Origin of the sequence: Paraburkholderia hiiakae, from assembly GCF_904848665.1 — a bacterium.
Lineage (GTDB): Bacteria > Pseudomonadota > Gammaproteobacteria > Burkholderiales > Burkholderiaceae > Paraburkholderia > Paraburkholderia hiiakae.
This window is the reverse complement of sequence record NZ_CAJHCQ010000036.1, coordinates 15,229-28,902: the sequence shown is the minus strand read 5'-3', so window position 1 is coordinate 28,902 and position 13,674 is coordinate 15,229. Positions and strand designations below refer to the sequence as shown.

The window sequence follows — 13,674 nt, the reverse complement described above, 5'->3', positions numbered from 1 at the left end:
AGCGGCTAGCGCAACAGGTACGGAATGTCGACCTTGACTGCGCCGGTCGGGCAGTCGCGTTCGCAGGGCATGCAATACCAGCATTCGTCGAATTGCATGTATGCCTTGCCTTTGCTCACATCGATCGCGAGCAGGTCGAGCGGGCACACGTCCACGCATACCGTGCAGCCCTTGTCGGCAATGCAGCGGTTTTCGTCGATCGTGACGGGCGCACTGCTGCGCTGGAAAATTTCGTGCGGCGTGTAGGCCATTTTCGGATTCCTCAGTGTTCGGTGGCGAGTTCCGCGGATTCGCGAATGCGCAGCTGATCGTAGGCGCCTCGATCCGCTTGCGCGAGCGGGACGATGTACGGCTCGACCGCGCGCTTTTCGCTCGTCATCCTGCCGGATGCGTCCTTGCGCAGGTGCGTGTGGCAGAACCAGTCGGCGTCGTTGCGCTGCGGGTAATCGACCCGGTGGTGATACAGGCCCCAGCGGCTTTCGGTACGGAACAGCGAGGCGCGCGCGGCCATCTCCGCGCAGTCGCGAATGGCACGCACTTCGGCGGCGCGCATCAACTCGTGCGCATTGTTGGCCTTGATCGACTCGATGTCTTCGGCGATTTCGTCGAAGCGCTGCAAGCCGATCTCCATCTTGCGCGTGACCTTGGGCGGCTGGAGATAGTCGTTCACCATGCGGCGCAGCTTGTACTCGACCTGCGCCGGAGGGAGTCCGTTTTCGCGTTCGAGCGGCGCATAGATGCGCGCGCGTTCGGCGGCGATCTGGCCTTCGGCGAGGCTCGCGTGCTCGCGGCCCGCCACGTATTCGGCCGCGTTCGCGCCCGCGAACCAGCCGTAGGTGAACGCGCCCAGCATGTAGTTGTGAGGCACCGCTGCCATGTCGCCTGCTGCGTACAAGCCGGGCACGGTCGTCTCGGCTCGCGAATTCACGTAGACGCCCGACGCGCTATGCCCGCTGCAAAAACCGATCTCGGAGATATGCATCTCGACCATCTGCTGCCGGTAGTCGGTGCCCCGGCCCGCATGAAAGCGGCCGCGGCTCGGGCGCTCGTTGGTGTGCAGGATCTGCTCGATGGTCTGGATCGTTTCTTCGGCGAGATGATCGAGCTTCAGGAACACGGGGCCGTTGCCGCTCTGCAGTTCCTGATAGAACTCCCACATCATCTGGCCGCTCCAGTAGTCGCATTCGATGAAGCGCTCACCCTTGCCGTTCGCGGTGAAGCCGCCCAGCGGCCCGGTGACATACGCACATGCCGGTCCGTTGTAGTCCTTAATAAGTGGATTGATTTGAAAGCATTCCAGGTTCGCGAGCGCGGCGCCGGCGTGGTACGCCATGGCGTAGCCGTCGCCCGCATTCGTGGGATTCTCGTAAGTGCCCATCAGGTAGCCGGAGGAGGGCAGGCCGAGGCGCCCGGCCGCGCCGCAGCACAGGATCACGGCCTTCGCGCGCACCACGTGGAACTGCGCCGTGCGGCAGTCGAAACCGAGCACGCCGCTTACGCGGCCCTGCGAGTCCGTCATGAGCCGCGTGGCGACGATGCGATTCGTGATCTCGATGCGCGCGCGCTTGAGCTGCCGGTACAGGATCTTTTTCACGTCGTGCCCTTCGGGCATGGGCAGCACGTAAGCGCCCATGTGATGGACCTTCTTCACGGCGTAGTCGCCGTTACCGTCCTTCTCGAACTTCACGCCCCAGCGGTCCAGTTGCTCGATGGTCGTGAAGCTGTGCCGGGCATACGCATACACGGCTTCCTGATCGACAATGCCATCGTTAGCGACGGTGATCTCGCGCGTGTACTGCTCGGGCGTGGCGTGGCCGGGAATGATGGCGTTGTTCAGGCCGTCCATGCCCATCGAGATCGCGCCGCTGCGCTTGACGTTGGCTTTTTCGAGCAGCAGCACCTTGAGCGCCGGGTTACGCTCCTTGGCCTTGATTGCGGCCATTGGGCCGGCCGTGCCGCCGCCGACGACCACGATGTCGTATTCGAGCACTTCGGTATTCATTGCGTTTTCCTTCCCCTTGCACGGGTTTTCTGGCGGTCGACGCGCAGCCGGTACTGGAAGGCGTCGCCGCGGAAGTACAGGTATTCGTAATCGATGGGGTTACCGGATGCGTCGTGCGTCAGGCGCTCGATGCGCAGCACGGGGCTGCCGTCTTCCACGCGCAGGGCGCGGGCGATGTCGTCGTCGGCGAGAATCGCGTCGATCGACACATCGGCATGACCGAGCGGCACGCCGCAGTCGTTCTCGAGAATCAGGAAGATGTCGCGCGTGGCGAGATCGGCGTTGGCGAGCCGCTTGCCGAGCGCTTCGGGCACCCACGTGAGTTCGAGCGAAACGGGTTCGCGGTTGAGCATGCGCACGCGGTGGATTTCCGCGACTGGCGCGCCTTCCGCCAGGTTTAGACGTTGCGCGATGTGGCGATCGGCTTTGATGATTCTGAAACTGCGCAACTGGTTGACGATTTCGTAGCCCATCGACGACATCGCTTCTGCGAAGCCTTGCAGCGATGTCACGTTCTGGAATGCCTTGGGCTTCGAGACGAACGTGCCCTTGCCGTGCAGCCTGAAAACGAGGCCCTCCTTTTGCAGATCGCCAAGCGCCTGGCGCACGGTAATGCGGCTGACCCCGAACAGGGCGCATAGCTCGTGTTCAGAGGGCATTTGGCTGTGCGGCGCGTAGGTGCCATTCAGGATGCGCTCGCGCAGGGTGTCCTTGATCTGGACGTAGAGCGGCTGGGGGGAAAGCGCCACCAGATTCGTTCGTGACATGGTTGGCTTGTCATAACAAGATGGATGTGCAGTCTAGTCAGGCTTTCATCTGCGACAAACGAACGAATTCTGATATCTATTTCGTGTGTTTCTGGTTGGCGCTGTGTTGTTGTGGATTTCGACGTTACTACGGAAGAGGCTGGTTTGTGGTTGTGGCTGTTTTGGCCTTTCCTTGTGTTCGCGTCGGTATGCCAGTGTTGCCCCTGTGCGGGGCGGCACCTACTTTCTTTGCAGCGGCAAAGAAAGTAGGCAAAGAAAGCCGCTCACACCGCTAGTGCCTGCCACGGTTCATCTCGCGCCACCACAGTTAGTGGCTCCGGAGCGTCTGTCACCACTTGCCTCCAAGCGGAGTGACAAGGCGCTCATCCTTCCGGCGGCGCTACGCGCGCCGAAGGCGCATAACCCAAACCCGAATGTCCTGGCAGAAAGATCGGTTTCCCCTGCAGACCCGGCCGCGGCGCGCGTAGCGAGCCGCGGGATGAATGAGCCCTTTGTCACTGACCTGGGTGGTGCGAGGCGACAGACGCTCCGGAGCCACTGGCATGTACGGCCAGAGGTGAACTGTGGCAGGCGCTGGCGGTTTGAGCGGCTTTCTTTTGCCTACTTTTCTTTGCCGCCGCAAAGAAAAGTAGGTGCCGCCCCGCACAGGGGCAACACTGGCATACCGGCGCGAACACAAGCAAAGGCCACCGCGTTCAACTCATAGAAGGTTTTCTACGAGCCACCTCAAACTAACCACTCCGGTGAGTTCGTGCAGCCGCTTGCCGATTTGTTCGTTTATTACCCGAACAAGCGGAATCAATCGGCGCGCGCGCGTGCGACTATCGATTTTCTGGCGGAGCGGTTCAAGCGGCACGCTGCGGTGCCTGCGCCCGCGCAATCGGGCGAGTGAATTGCGGCAGCGAATTGTCTGTGCGCCGCGCAGAGAATCCATCCGGCTGGAAAGACAGGGGCGATCGTGACAGCCGGCCAATGTTTGCGGTAACGTGCCCGTTCGCAGAGGCTGGAATGACGCGACGAACAGGAGAGAGACAAATGGCAAAACGAGTCATGGTGACCGGCGGCAGCGGCCTTGCCGGAAAATGGGTGGTCGAGAACCTGATGGCGAACGGCTACGAAGTGTTGAATCTGGACCGAGTGCCCATGCCGAAGCGCACCGTGCGCACGTTGATCACAGACATTACGGACGCGGGCCAGGTCTTCAATGCGATCGCGTCGACCACCGCGCCGGTGGAATTCGCCGACGACCTGGAGCCGAAGCCGGTCGATGCGATCGTTCACTTCGCGGCGATTCCTCGCATCATGTTGACGACCGATAACGAGGTCTACCGCATCAACGTGATGGGGACCTACAACATTCTGGACGCCGCTTCGAAACTGGGGGTCCGCAAGGTGATCGTGGCCTCGAGCGAGACGACTTACGGCGTGGTGTTCGCCCACCGGCATCGCGATCCCGCGTACTTTCCGCTCGACGAGAACTATCCGGTCGATCCGATGGACAGCTACGCGACGTCGAAAGTGGTCAACGAGGTGACCGCGAAGGCATTCCAGGCGCGCACCGGGTCGGACATCTACTGCTTTCGAATTGGCAACGTGCTCGATCCCGAGGACTACGCAAAGTTCTCCACGTGGCTCAAGGACCCCGCGCTGCGCAAGCGCATTGCGTGGAGCTATATCGACGGGCGAGACCTCGCCAACGCGTGCAGGCTGGCCATCGAAACGGACGGGCTCGGTTTCGAGATCATGAACGTCGCGGCGGACGATGTGTCTTCCGACTTGCCGACCCAGACCCTGCTGGATCGCTACTATCCGGGCGTGCCGGTCAAGAAGCCCCTCGGCGAGTTCGAGACGCTGCTCAGCAACGAGAAGCTCAAACGGCTGCTTGGCTGGCAGCAACAGCACTACTGGCGCGACGAGGCGAAACGCTTCAATCCGTAAGCGCTGCATACGAACAGGGCCAGCGCGTGCTGGCCCTGTTCACGAGAGCGACACGCCAGGTGTTACGCAGCCAGCTTGAGCGCTTGCGAGAAGTCCGCGATCAGATCGTCGATATCCTCGATGCCCGCCGAAAGCCGCAGCATGCCGTCGGATATGCCCATCGACTTGCGCGTTTCTGCGCCGGCTTCGAAGAAGATCGTCGGCGCGACGGGAATGATGAGCGTGCGTGTGTCGCCGAGACCGGTCGCCTTGATCGGCAGTTCGAGCGCGTTGACAACGTCGATCATGCGCTCGGCGTTGAGCAATTCGAACGAGAGCAGCCATGACGCGCCCTTGAACAGCGCCTGTGCGACTTCGTATTGCGGATGGCTCTTGAGGCCCGGATAGAACACTTTGCCAATGGCTGAGTGGCCTTCGAGAAACTGCGCGAGCGCGAGCGCATTGTCGCTGCTTTGCTTCACGCGCAGGGCCAGCGTTTCCGCACCCATCGCGATGGCGTGCGCCTGCTCCGAAGACAACGACGCACCCATGTCGCGCAGGCCTTTCTTGCGGATCTGCAAGAGCCCCTGATCCTTCGCCGCCGAACGCCGATAGTCGTCGGCGATATTCGGATACGCGCTCCAGTCGAACAGGCCCGTATCCGTCACCGCGCCGCCGAGTGCGGCGCCATGGCCCGCGATGGTCTTCGTCAGCGAGTTGATGACGAGGCTCGCGCCGACCGCCTTCGGCTGGAACAACGCGGGCGAAGTAATCGTGTTGTCGACGACGTAGGCAATGCCGCGCTCGCGGCACAATTCGCCGATGCCTTGCAGGTCGGGAATCTGTGTGCCCGGATTCGCGATGGTTTCGACGAACACCATGCGCGTATTCGGCTGGATGGCGTTCTTCACGTTCGCGGCGTCGCAGGCGTCGACGGTCGTGACTTCCACGCCGAGCGTGCGCAACGTGCCGAACAGGCTGTTGGTGTTGCCGAACACGTAACGGCTCGACACGAGATGATCGCCCGCGCGCAGCAGCGTGAGGAAGGTTGCCGTGATCGCGGCCATGCCGGTGCTGAAGCAGACCGTGCCGGTGCCGCCTTCCAGGCTCGTGATCTTGCGCTCTAGCGCGGCGGTCGTGGGGGTGCCCTGGCGCGCGTAGTTGAAGCCGCCTTTCTTCGTGCCCTGAAACACGCCAATCAGGTCCTCGACGCGCTCGAAACCGTATTGCACGGACGTGTGAATCGGTTGACGCACGCCGCCGTGCTCGGTGCCCGCGATTCTGTCGCCGTGAACGATGCCGGTGGTGAAGCCTTGCTTGCTCATTCTTACTCCGTTTCTCAAGTCGATTGCATTTGGCACATTATCGCCTGTAACGCGTGTTGCTGGCATTGGGGCGCGCGGCGCCGGTGTTCCCAATGCGCGGCGCGCGCTAACGCAGTTCGGACTCCGACGGTTCCAGCACACCGCGCAGCTTCCCGAGCATCCAGTTCACCAACACGTTGTTGTGCCGGTAGTGATTCCATGTGGGAATCTGGCGCGCGCCCAGAATGCGTTTGAACTCATAGGACGTGGCCCCCAGCTCGATTTCCTCAAAGCCTTCGCGAATGCCGAATTCGACCGTGCGAATGAACATGGCGAAGTACAAGCCGTATTCGTGACTCCTGGCATAGTCGAGCCCGATATAACGGTTGACGAGGTGCCGTCCCTTGCCGATCAACTGGGTGAAGCCAATCAACTCGTCGTCCAGAAAGTACAGCAGATAATGGCTGAGGCTGCGGGTATTGGCGAAATACTCCGGCGTGAGCTTCTCGAACTTCAACTCGGCTTTTTGCCAGGTGTTCAGATACAGCGCATGCACTTTGGCGACGAGATGATCGGGTAGCCCCGCGCACTCTTCATAGCGCAGCGCGGCGGCTTTCTTCAGTTTGCGCTTGAGCAGGTTTCTACGGTCGCTCTTCATCGCCTGATAGTAGTCCGGGCCGATCGACAGCACAGGCACGGGCAGGCCTTTTGCCGCAACGAAGCCGCGCAGCGGCAAATCCTCGGCGAATCCCTTGTAGGCGAGCAGGCTCCCTTTCTTCGCAAGCGCCGTGCTGATGGCCGCGAGCGTTTCCTGCGAGACTTCTCCCTGGATGCGGCCGGCGTCTACCGTCGGATGCCCGATGCAGGCCAGCTTGAAGCGGATCCAGCTCAAGCTGCGCTTCAGCCAGCCGTTGGGGAGCAAGGTATTGAGCCGGAAATCCATGACGAAGTAGGGCGCCACGGTAACGAGCGCGCTGTCCCGGTACACGGCGAAGTAGCCAAAGCTGAAGTCGTCCAGCCGAGCCGTCTGAAAGGCCTGGTAAAACTCCGCCCCCTCCGGCTCGTCGGGCAGAAACCCCTCCGGCGCAGTGGCCAGATCCTCGATGTGCAGCATGGGTTGCGGTCCCCTTTTATTCTGACTGTGTTGTTGACTGCCGGAAATTGGGCACCGATTGTCGGCGATCTTCGCTTCGTTGTCGAATGGCCGGCAGCGCCCGTGCCGGCGGTTCAGACATTGTCGACGCGGGTCATAGTTGCGAATCGAGGAGGGCGGCCACGCGTTCGAGCAGCCTTTCGCGCAGCGACCGGCGGCGCCAGTCGTCAAGCGTGATGTGTTTCGCGAGGGCAGCGTCGGCATCGAAAATGGCGGTCTGCTGGCGCGCAAAATCGCGGTCGTAGATGTTGAGATTGGCTTCGTCGTTGAGCTTGAACGAGCGGCTGTCGAAGTTAGTCGAGCCGACCGACACCAGATATTCGTCGACGACGATTACCTTGCAGTGGAACATCGTCGGCTGATACTCGTACATCTCCACGCCCGCCGCGAGCAGGTCGCCCCAGCACGCGCGCGATGCCTCGCGCACCGTGTGGGTGTCAATGCGCTTGCCGGGCGTGATGATGCGCACCTTCACGCCGCGCTTCGCCGCTTCGACGATTGCGTTGATCGTCAGTTTGTCCGGCACGAAGTACGCCGTCGACAAGTGGATGGTGTGCGCCGCGGCGGTGATCGCCATGAGGTACATCAGCTCCATGTCGTCGCTGCCGCCCGACGGCGAACTGCTGAACATGTGCGCGAGGCCGTTGCTCGCGGCGTCAATCTCCGGAAAGTATTGCGGGCCGTGCAGCACATTGCCCGTCGCCTTGACCCAGTTGTCCATGAAGACTGCCTGCATCTGTCCGACCGCCGGGCCTTCAACGCGAAAGTGCGTATCGCGCCAGTGTTTTTCATCCTGCGCGTGGCCGGTCCATTCGTCGGCGATACCCACGCCGCCTGTAAAGCCGACGCGCCCGTCGATCACGAGCAGCTTGCGGTGCGTGCGGTCGTTCATGCGGCCAAGACCGGTCCAGTGCGGCTTGTGATACAGCACGAGCTGGACACCCGCCTCGCGCAGCATCCGTTGATAGCGCTTGTCCATCTTCGAAGAGCCAACCCAGTCGAGCAGCACATGCACGGCGATACCCGCTTGGGCCTTGTCGGCCAGCACGCGCGCGATTTCCTCGCCGATCGCACCGGACCAATAAATGAAGGTCTCGAAGGTGATGGTGCGCTGCGCCGAGCGCATGCCCTCCAGCATCGAGGGAAAGATTTTGTCGCCGTTCACGAGCGCTTCGAAGCGATTGCCTCCCACGACGGGTGGCCCGAGCAGCAGCCCCATCGAGCGGATGAACTGTGGACTGTCGCTCGCGTAAAGGCGTTTGATCTTGTGCTCGATCTTCTTCTCGCCGCTCGTGAGGTTCGCAATCACAAGGATGATGACGAGCGTCACCGCGACGGTCACGACAATGAGGGCAATTGTCGACATGCGTGGGCCTCGTCTGGCGGATGGATCCGTGGGTGTCCCGGCGCCCGCCTGGGAACGATGCCATGCTGGTAGCACATTGCATGCGCAAGGGGCGCGGAGCGATCGGGATCGGCGCGGATTAGCGCGGATCCGCGGCTTCGGCCATGTCGTCCAGATTCGCCAGCAACTTCATCATGACGCGATGCGCGGCCTTGATCTCGTTGACCGTCACGCCATCGGCCAGGCGGTTGACCCAAGGGGCCTGAAGACACATGGCGGCTTCGAATGCCTGCCTGCCCTCGTCGGTCAAAACGACCAGCTGTGCGCGGCGATGGTGAGGATTTGTCTCGAAGCGCACCAGACCGTCGTTTGCGAGGTCGTTGACGATCCGTTGTACGTTCTGCCGATTGGCCCCCAGATCCCGGGCGATCCAGGCCACTGGCTGTGGGCGCTCTGCGGCACTGATGGCGCCTAGCATTTGCCAGCGCGCGCTCGTGAGCCCGAGGCCTTCGACCAGGCGGTCTCCCGAGGTGAGCAGTCCGTTATTGAGCCGGAAGAGATCGAGCATGATGCTCGACAGGATTTCGCCGGCCGGTGTTCTCGCAGGTTCGTTCATATGGCACCTTATTTTCAAATTGACATCATAATGTCAATTTACTATAAATTGCCCATGATGGGTTGACATCATGCTTACAGAACCAGGAGTGTGCACCATGCTGCAATTACGACCGCTTGATCCTTCCTGCCCGATCGAGTGTCAACTTGCCATTGACGCCGCGCCCGTCGTGCTCGTGAACGTCTTCACACTCGATCTGGCCGATGAGGCGAAGTTTCTCGAGGTCTGGCACGACGACGCCGCATTCATGAAGCAACAACCCGGCTTCATTTCGACGCAACTCCATCGCGCGCTCGGAGAACATCCGGCCTATATGAATTACGCGGTCTGGGAATCCACCGCGCATTTTCGGGCGGCATTCTCGCATCCGGCGTTCCGGTCGAGCCTGGCCGCTTATCCTTCCTCGGTGACCGCATCGCCGCACATCTTCCAGAAGGTTGCCGTGCCGGGTATTTGCGCGAGTTAGGCACGGCCTTCTCCAGTTTCATTCGGCAGGCGAGAGGAAGTGAGGTGAATTCGATCAGGAACGCTTACCACTCGTCACTTGTTAGCAGATTCACTTCCATCGGACTCGCTGGTGCGATGTTCGTCATCTGCGGCGCGGCTCGACATACGATTCTTGACGATGGAATCGCCATGTGGGGACGTGGTCAGTGCTGGCGGGCGGGCCATGGCCATGAACGGTGCCATCATGAGGAGGCCGGCGATGGTGAACGTGGCGTTGAGTCGGCTGAAGTACGTGTACACGCTGTTCTCCCTGACGATGAAGTAAAGGATGACTAAATTATCGATGGATTGACTCGAAGTTCACCAAAAGACCCGGGAAGACGCGTTCCGAGTCCAAAGATTACGATGATCTTACATACCGTAAGCTTTGCTTTCAAGCAGTGGGCTAAGATTTCTCGCGGCGTAACGCCTAACGAATTAGGGGTATGAGCGCGACAGGCGGTGGCCGACGGAGCCGCAAGGTGAGCCGCGGCCGGGCGCGGCTCACATATAGCGAGAATGCGGGCCAGCCTGCGTTGCACAAGCCAGCCGGGTAGAGCGGCCTCAGAGCGCGAGCACGCGAGCCTCGATGCGCGCGAGACGTTTGACGTGGCGTGGCGCGGGTACGAGATCGGCGCCGGAGAACAGCACGGGGGCGCCATGCTGCGCGTCGAGCGCTTTGTCCCCGCATTCGTACGCGATGACCACCTGCTCGCCAACGGGCGTGTTGAACAGTTCGTGCCACGAGAACGTCATGAAGTAACCATCGTGGCCGACGGCGAGGAAGATCATGCGCTTGAAGTCGCCATCCACGTCGTTGCGCAGTTCCGCCTCCCCGAGCAGGTCCGTCAAGCGCACGCCGCGGTAGGGCGCGACCGTGCGGATGAAGCGCTGCGTGGTGTAGCAGCGCAAATCGAACGCCGGGCACGTCACGGCCGGATATTGCCGGAGCGCCTCGAGCGACAGGGACATCGGATGCACGAGGCTACCCGTGAGTTGAAGCGGGGCGCATTGCCCAGCGGCATGGTCGATTGGGGCAGGGGCGGTCGCGATATCCATGTATGAGTCTCCGGGCCGGTATCTGTTCAACGAGCGGGCAATGTCGCGTTCGATATAGCTTCGCGTATATTACGCTGGCGATCTGCCGGAATCAGCTTCGTGAGTGAGATGCCGGACATGCCATAGCGGTTATGTCCCCCGAAGTGGCGCGTTCGGACGCTTGAAGTCAGGCCATGGCGGCATCCCTGAGCCTGAACGCGGCGACGGTCTCGCGAAGCGCGTGCGCCTGTTCGGCCAGCGCATACGTTGCAGCCGATGCTTCCTCCACGAGCGCCGCGTTCTGCTGAGTGACTTCGTCCATTTGCGTGACGGCGATGTTCACCTGTTCGATGCCCGTCGACTGTTCGCGCGACGCCGTCGAAATATCTTGAACGGTGCCGGAAACCCGCTGCACGGCCTCGACGATCTCGTCGATGATCTGGCCGGCGTCGGCCACCTGAGACGATCCGCTTGCGACGTGTTCTTTCGACTGCTCGATGAGCGTCTTGATCTCGCGCGCCGCGCTCGCGCTACGCTGCGCGAGCGTGCGGACTTCGCCCGCGCAACGGCGAAACCGCGGCCTTGTTCACCCGCACGCGCCGCCTCGACGGCCGCGTTGAGCGCGAGAATATTGGTTTGAAATGCGATGCCGTCGATCAATCCGATAATCTCGCCGACCTTGCTCGAGCTGTCGGCGATGGACTGCATCGTGCCGACCACGCCGCGCATCACCGTGCCGCCGCGCGCCGCGGTCTGCGCCGCCGTGCCCGCAAGCGAGCTGACGTGCTCCGCATTCTGGGCGTTCATGCGCACGATCGATGTGAGCTCTTCCATGCTCGCAGCGGTTTCTTCGAGCGATGCTGCCTGCTCTTCGGTGCGCGAGGACAGATTCTGGTTGCCCGAGGCGATCTGCGCGCTCGCGCTCGCCACGCCTTCGGCATTGGCGCGGACCTCGCTCACTACGCGCGCGAGACTCGTCTGCATTTTTGCCAGCGCCATGAGCAACTCCGCCGTTTCGTCGTCGCCCCGCGCATGCAGATCGGTCGACAGGTCACCGTTGGCGACCTCGCGGGCAAAGCCCACGGCGCGCCCCAGCGGGCGCGTTACCGTGCGGCTGAACAGCACGCCGCCCGCCAGCGCGAGCAGGAACGCGACCACCATGAGCACGGCGCTCACGATGGTGGCGTGCGCGGCCTGCACCGCAGCCTGTGCGGCCACCTGTGCGTTGGTGGCGGCAATGGTCTGCGCGGCGCGGTCGAGCAGCTCGGCCGGCGCGCGATCGACACCGGCGACCACGGTATCGCCCGCGACGGGATCGGCGCCCGCGGCCCTGAACGCCTCGAAGCCCTTGCGGTACCCCTGGCCCATCGCCTCATGCGCCGCGGCGAACTGTTCGACGAGCGTGCGCGCAACGCCTTCGGGCAGCTTCGTTTCGAGCGCCGCGGCGAGATCGTTCACGGTACGCTCGCGCTTCTGGAACGCGCCCCAGTAACGATCGAGTTTTTGCGGGTCCTTGCCGCGCAGGAGCGTGTCCTTCCACTCCTGCACTTGCAGCTTGAACTCGACGAGCGTGGCCGAGACCATGCGCTCGTTCGCGGCGGCGTCCTGCACGGTGGTGCGATAGGTATCGATCGCCTGGTTGAGCGTGTGGATGCCGTAAAACGCACCCGCCGACATGAGGGTGAGAGACGCGGCGAAAGCGAGGGGAATCTTGCGGCTGAGCTTCATAGGGGCGAATTGCTGAAAACGCTGGGCGCATGGTGCGCCGACCTCCTTATTACGGCACGCGCCGACCCTTCTTGAGTATTGGCGCATTACGTCGTCTTTCGTGATACGGAAGCCGTCTAAAACCTCTTTCTCGTGCTGTGCTGGCCATCGAAAACGCCTGAGAAAGTCGGACTATTCACGAGCTATTCTAAGAAACGCGTGCTGTTGCACGTGACGGAGATTCGAGAGTTAATATGGGATGCTAATTAAAATCACCGTCACCGTTTGGCACCGCTGCACGTGTCGAAGACCGTATCGGCATGCATTTTCCAATGGGCAGCGCGCGCTTTTACGCGCGGTTGATAGAATTGCGCAACGCAAAACCCCTCGATTCGAAGGAGCCAGTCTGAATGTCAACGCACATGGATACCGAACTTTTTCGCCTTCTCGCGAATAGCTATCGCCGCCTGTTAGGCGTTGCGCTCGCGCCCGAAGGCATGAGCGACACAGAGGGCGCGGCCTGGCTCTACGAGCGCGCGCCGTTCGGCTTGCTTGCGCACGGTACGCAGGCGGACCCTGTGTTCATGTATGGCAATCGTCGCGCACAGGCGATCTTCGGCTATGACTGGGATGAAATCACGGCGCTGCCTTCGCGTCTTTCGGCGCAGGCGCCCGAGCGTAGCGAGCGCCAGGCATTTCTCGATTCGGTTACGCGTGAAGGCTTCGTGAAAGACTATCGAGGCATCCGCATCACGAAGTCGGGGCAGCGCTTCTGGATCGAGCGCGCGACCGTATGGCAACTGATCGACGAAGCCGGCGTGCTGCACGGGCAGGCTGCGATGATTCCCCATGTCGCGTCTTGCTGACGCGGTCGAGCGCGCATCGCCTTTCTGAGCCGCACGTCGAAAATTTAGTATTACGAATCAATTGATTCGCGCCTTCTATTTCCGGGCAACGCGATTCAATGCCCGATTCGATGGGATATATGTCACAACAGATTCATGCAAGAGATGGGGGGAGCAGGAAAAGCCGCCGCTTGGGAAGATCGAGAAGGATATCGACGTGGCCGACTACGAAAAGGCGATTCAGACGGCGTTCAAGGAAGTGTCGAACGCACTGGCGGGGCGCGCGACCTATGTCGATCAGGTCGAGGCGGACCGCGATTGTCGAACCAGGTCACGCTGTACAAGGTGCTGGGCGGCGGCTGGTCTGCGACGAGCGTGCATGAGTAAGCTGCCGCAAGCGACGAGGCGCGTTCCTGAAGCATGCGAGGCAAAATGCGATCGCAGCGCGCGACCCGCTAGAATTGCGATGGCCGGCGCTGCGTTGCGCGCCGGCG

Annotated in this window: 12 protein-coding genes and 2 pseudogenes; 4 read left to right on the top strand and 10 right to left on the bottom strand. The window is 61.7% G+C overall.

Translation table 11 applies throughout. The features are described 5' to 3' along the window. Window positions 1–5: 5 nt before the first annotated feature. From JMY28_RS37325 to JMY28_RS37315, 3 genes are read right to left on the bottom strand one after another with little or no spacing between them, the layout of a single operon-like run. Complete coding sequence (locus tag JMY28_RS37325; protein WP_201700896.1) at window positions 6–251, bottom strand: 4Fe-4S dicluster domain-containing protein; 246 nt, start codon at window positions 249–251, stop codon at window positions 6–8. An 11-nt stretch (window positions 252–262) separates the two neighbouring features. Next, the gene (locus JMY28_RS37320) at window positions 263–2,002 is read right to left on the bottom strand and encodes a fumarate reductase/succinate dehydrogenase flavoprotein subunit (RefSeq protein ID WP_201700895.1); all 1,740 of its coding nucleotides are present in this window, start codon (window positions 2,000–2,002) and stop codon (window positions 263–265) included. Next, window positions 1,999–2,769, bottom strand: coding sequence for a GntR family transcriptional regulator (locus JMY28_RS37315; protein WP_201700894.1), 771 nt, complete (start codon window positions 2,767–2,769; stop codon window positions 1,999–2,001). The genes JMY28_RS37320 and JMY28_RS37315 overlap by 4 nt, the downstream gene beginning before the upstream one ends. Before the next feature lie 745 nt (window positions 2,770–3,514). Between JMY28_RS37315 and JMY28_RS39240 the strand changes: the two are divergent. Both JMY28_RS39240 and JMY28_RS37310 read left to right on the top strand, forming a co-directional pair. Next, a pseudogene (locus JMY28_RS39240) lies at window positions 3,515–3,661 on the top strand (LysR family transcriptional regulator); the annotation flags it as partial. A 143-nt stretch (window positions 3,662–3,804) separates the two neighbouring features. Further along, on the top strand, window positions 3,805–4,707 hold the full coding sequence (locus tag JMY28_RS37310) for an NAD-dependent epimerase/dehydratase family protein (protein ID WP_201700893.1): 903 nt from the start codon (window positions 3,805–3,807) through the stop codon (window positions 4,705–4,707). Between the two features lie 62 nt (window positions 4,708–4,769). Here JMY28_RS37310 and JMY28_RS37305 read toward each other — a convergent pair whose 3' ends face one another. From JMY28_RS37305 to JMY28_RS37290, 4 genes are all read right to left on the bottom strand, one after another. Beyond that, window positions 4,770–6,011 (bottom strand): cystathionine gamma-synthase family protein, encoded by a 1,242-nt coding sequence (locus tag JMY28_RS37305; RefSeq protein WP_201700892.1) that lies wholly within the window; start codon window positions 6,009–6,011, stop codon window positions 4,770–4,772. A 106-nt stretch (window positions 6,012–6,117) separates the two neighbouring features. Further along, window positions 6,118–7,104, bottom strand: coding sequence for a GNAT family N-acetyltransferase (locus JMY28_RS37300; protein WP_201700891.1), 987 nt, complete (start codon window positions 7,102–7,104; stop codon window positions 6,118–6,120). Window positions 7,105–7,237: 133 nt separating this feature from the next. Further along, on the bottom strand, window positions 7,238–8,509 hold the full coding sequence (cls, locus tag JMY28_RS37295) for a cardiolipin synthase (protein WP_201700890.1): 1,272 nt from the start codon (window positions 8,507–8,509) through the stop codon (window positions 7,238–7,240). Window positions 8,510–8,627: 118 nt separating this feature from the next. Further along, a complete protein-coding gene (locus tag JMY28_RS37290) occupies window positions 8,628–9,056 on the bottom strand; it encodes a MarR family winged helix-turn-helix transcriptional regulator (protein ID WP_236597218.1) in 429 nt (142 codons plus the stop codon). 145 nt (window positions 9,057–9,201) lie between these two features. On the opposite strand from JMY28_RS37290, the gene JMY28_RS37285 reads away from it, so the two are divergent. After that, entirely contained in the window at window positions 9,202–9,570 is a 369-nt protein-coding gene (locus JMY28_RS37285; protein WP_201700888.1) for an antibiotic biosynthesis monooxygenase family protein, read from the top strand. Window positions 9,571–9,644: 74 nt separating this feature from the next. On the opposite strand, the gene JMY28_RS37280 is transcribed toward JMY28_RS37285, so the two are convergent. From JMY28_RS37280 to JMY28_RS37270, 3 genes and pseudogenes are all read right to left on the bottom strand, one after another. Then, complete coding sequence (locus JMY28_RS37280) at window positions 9,645–9,851, bottom strand: hypothetical protein (RefSeq protein WP_201700887.1); 207 nt, start codon at window positions 9,849–9,851, stop codon at window positions 9,645–9,647. A 303-nt stretch (window positions 9,852–10,154) separates the two neighbouring features. Continuing rightward, entirely contained in the window at window positions 10,155–10,649 is a 495-nt protein-coding gene (locus JMY28_RS37275; protein WP_201700886.1) for a molybdopterin-dependent oxidoreductase, read from the bottom strand. Window positions 10,650–10,815: 166 nt separating this feature from the next. Further along, window positions 10,816–12,356 (bottom strand): annotated as a pseudogene (locus tag JMY28_RS37270) (methyl-accepting chemotaxis protein). 389 nt (window positions 12,357–12,745) lie between these two features. Between JMY28_RS37270 and JMY28_RS37265 the strand changes: the two are divergent. Continuing rightward, window positions 12,746–13,201 carry an MEKHLA domain-containing protein gene (locus JMY28_RS37265; protein WP_201700885.1) on the top strand — a complete coding sequence of 152 codons (456 nt, stop codon included), beginning with the start codon at window positions 12,746–12,748 and terminating at the stop codon, window positions 13,199–13,201. Window positions 13,202–13,674 lie beyond the last annotated feature (473 nt).

Bases quoted from the DNA above. Each gene is read 5' to 3' on its own strand.
- JMY28_RS37305 (WP_201700892.1), bottom strand. From the start codon at position 6,011: ATGAGCAAGCAAGGCTTCACCACCGGCATCGTTCACGGCGACAGAATC.
- JMY28_RS37285 (WP_201700888.1), top strand. From the start codon at position 9,202: ATGCTGCAATTACGACCGCTTGATCCTTCCTGCCCGATCGAGTGTCAA.
- JMY28_RS37315 (WP_201700894.1), bottom strand. From the start codon at position 2,769: ATGTCACGAACGAATCTGGTGGCGCTTTCCCCCCAGCCGCTCTACGTC.
- JMY28_RS37290 (WP_236597218.1), bottom strand. From the start codon at position 9,056: ATGCTCGATCTCTTCCGGCTCAATAACGGACTGCTCACCTCGGGAGAC.
- cls (WP_201700890.1), bottom strand. From the start codon at position 8,509: ATGTCGACAATTGCCCTCATTGTCGTGACCGTCGCGGTGACGCTCGTC.
- JMY28_RS37300 (WP_201700891.1), bottom strand. From the start codon at position 7,104: ATGCTGCACATCGAGGATCTGGCCACTGCGCCGGAGGGGTTTCTGCCC.
- JMY28_RS37320 (WP_201700895.1), bottom strand. From the start codon at position 2,002: ATGAATACCGAAGTGCTCGAATACGACATCGTGGTCGTCGGCGGCGGC.
- JMY28_RS37265 (WP_201700885.1), top strand. From the start codon at position 12,746: ATGTCAACGCACATGGATACCGAACTTTTTCGCCTTCTCGCGAATAGC.
- JMY28_RS37325 (WP_201700896.1), bottom strand. From the start codon at position 251: ATGGCCTACACGCCGCACGAAATTTTCCAGCGCAGCAGTGCGCCCGTC.
- JMY28_RS37275 (WP_201700886.1), bottom strand. From the start codon at position 10,649: ATGGATATCGCGACCGCCCCTGCCCCAATCGACCATGCCGCTGGGCAA.
- JMY28_RS37310 (WP_201700893.1), top strand. From the start codon at position 3,805: ATGGCAAAACGAGTCATGGTGACCGGCGGCAGCGGCCTTGCCGGAAAA.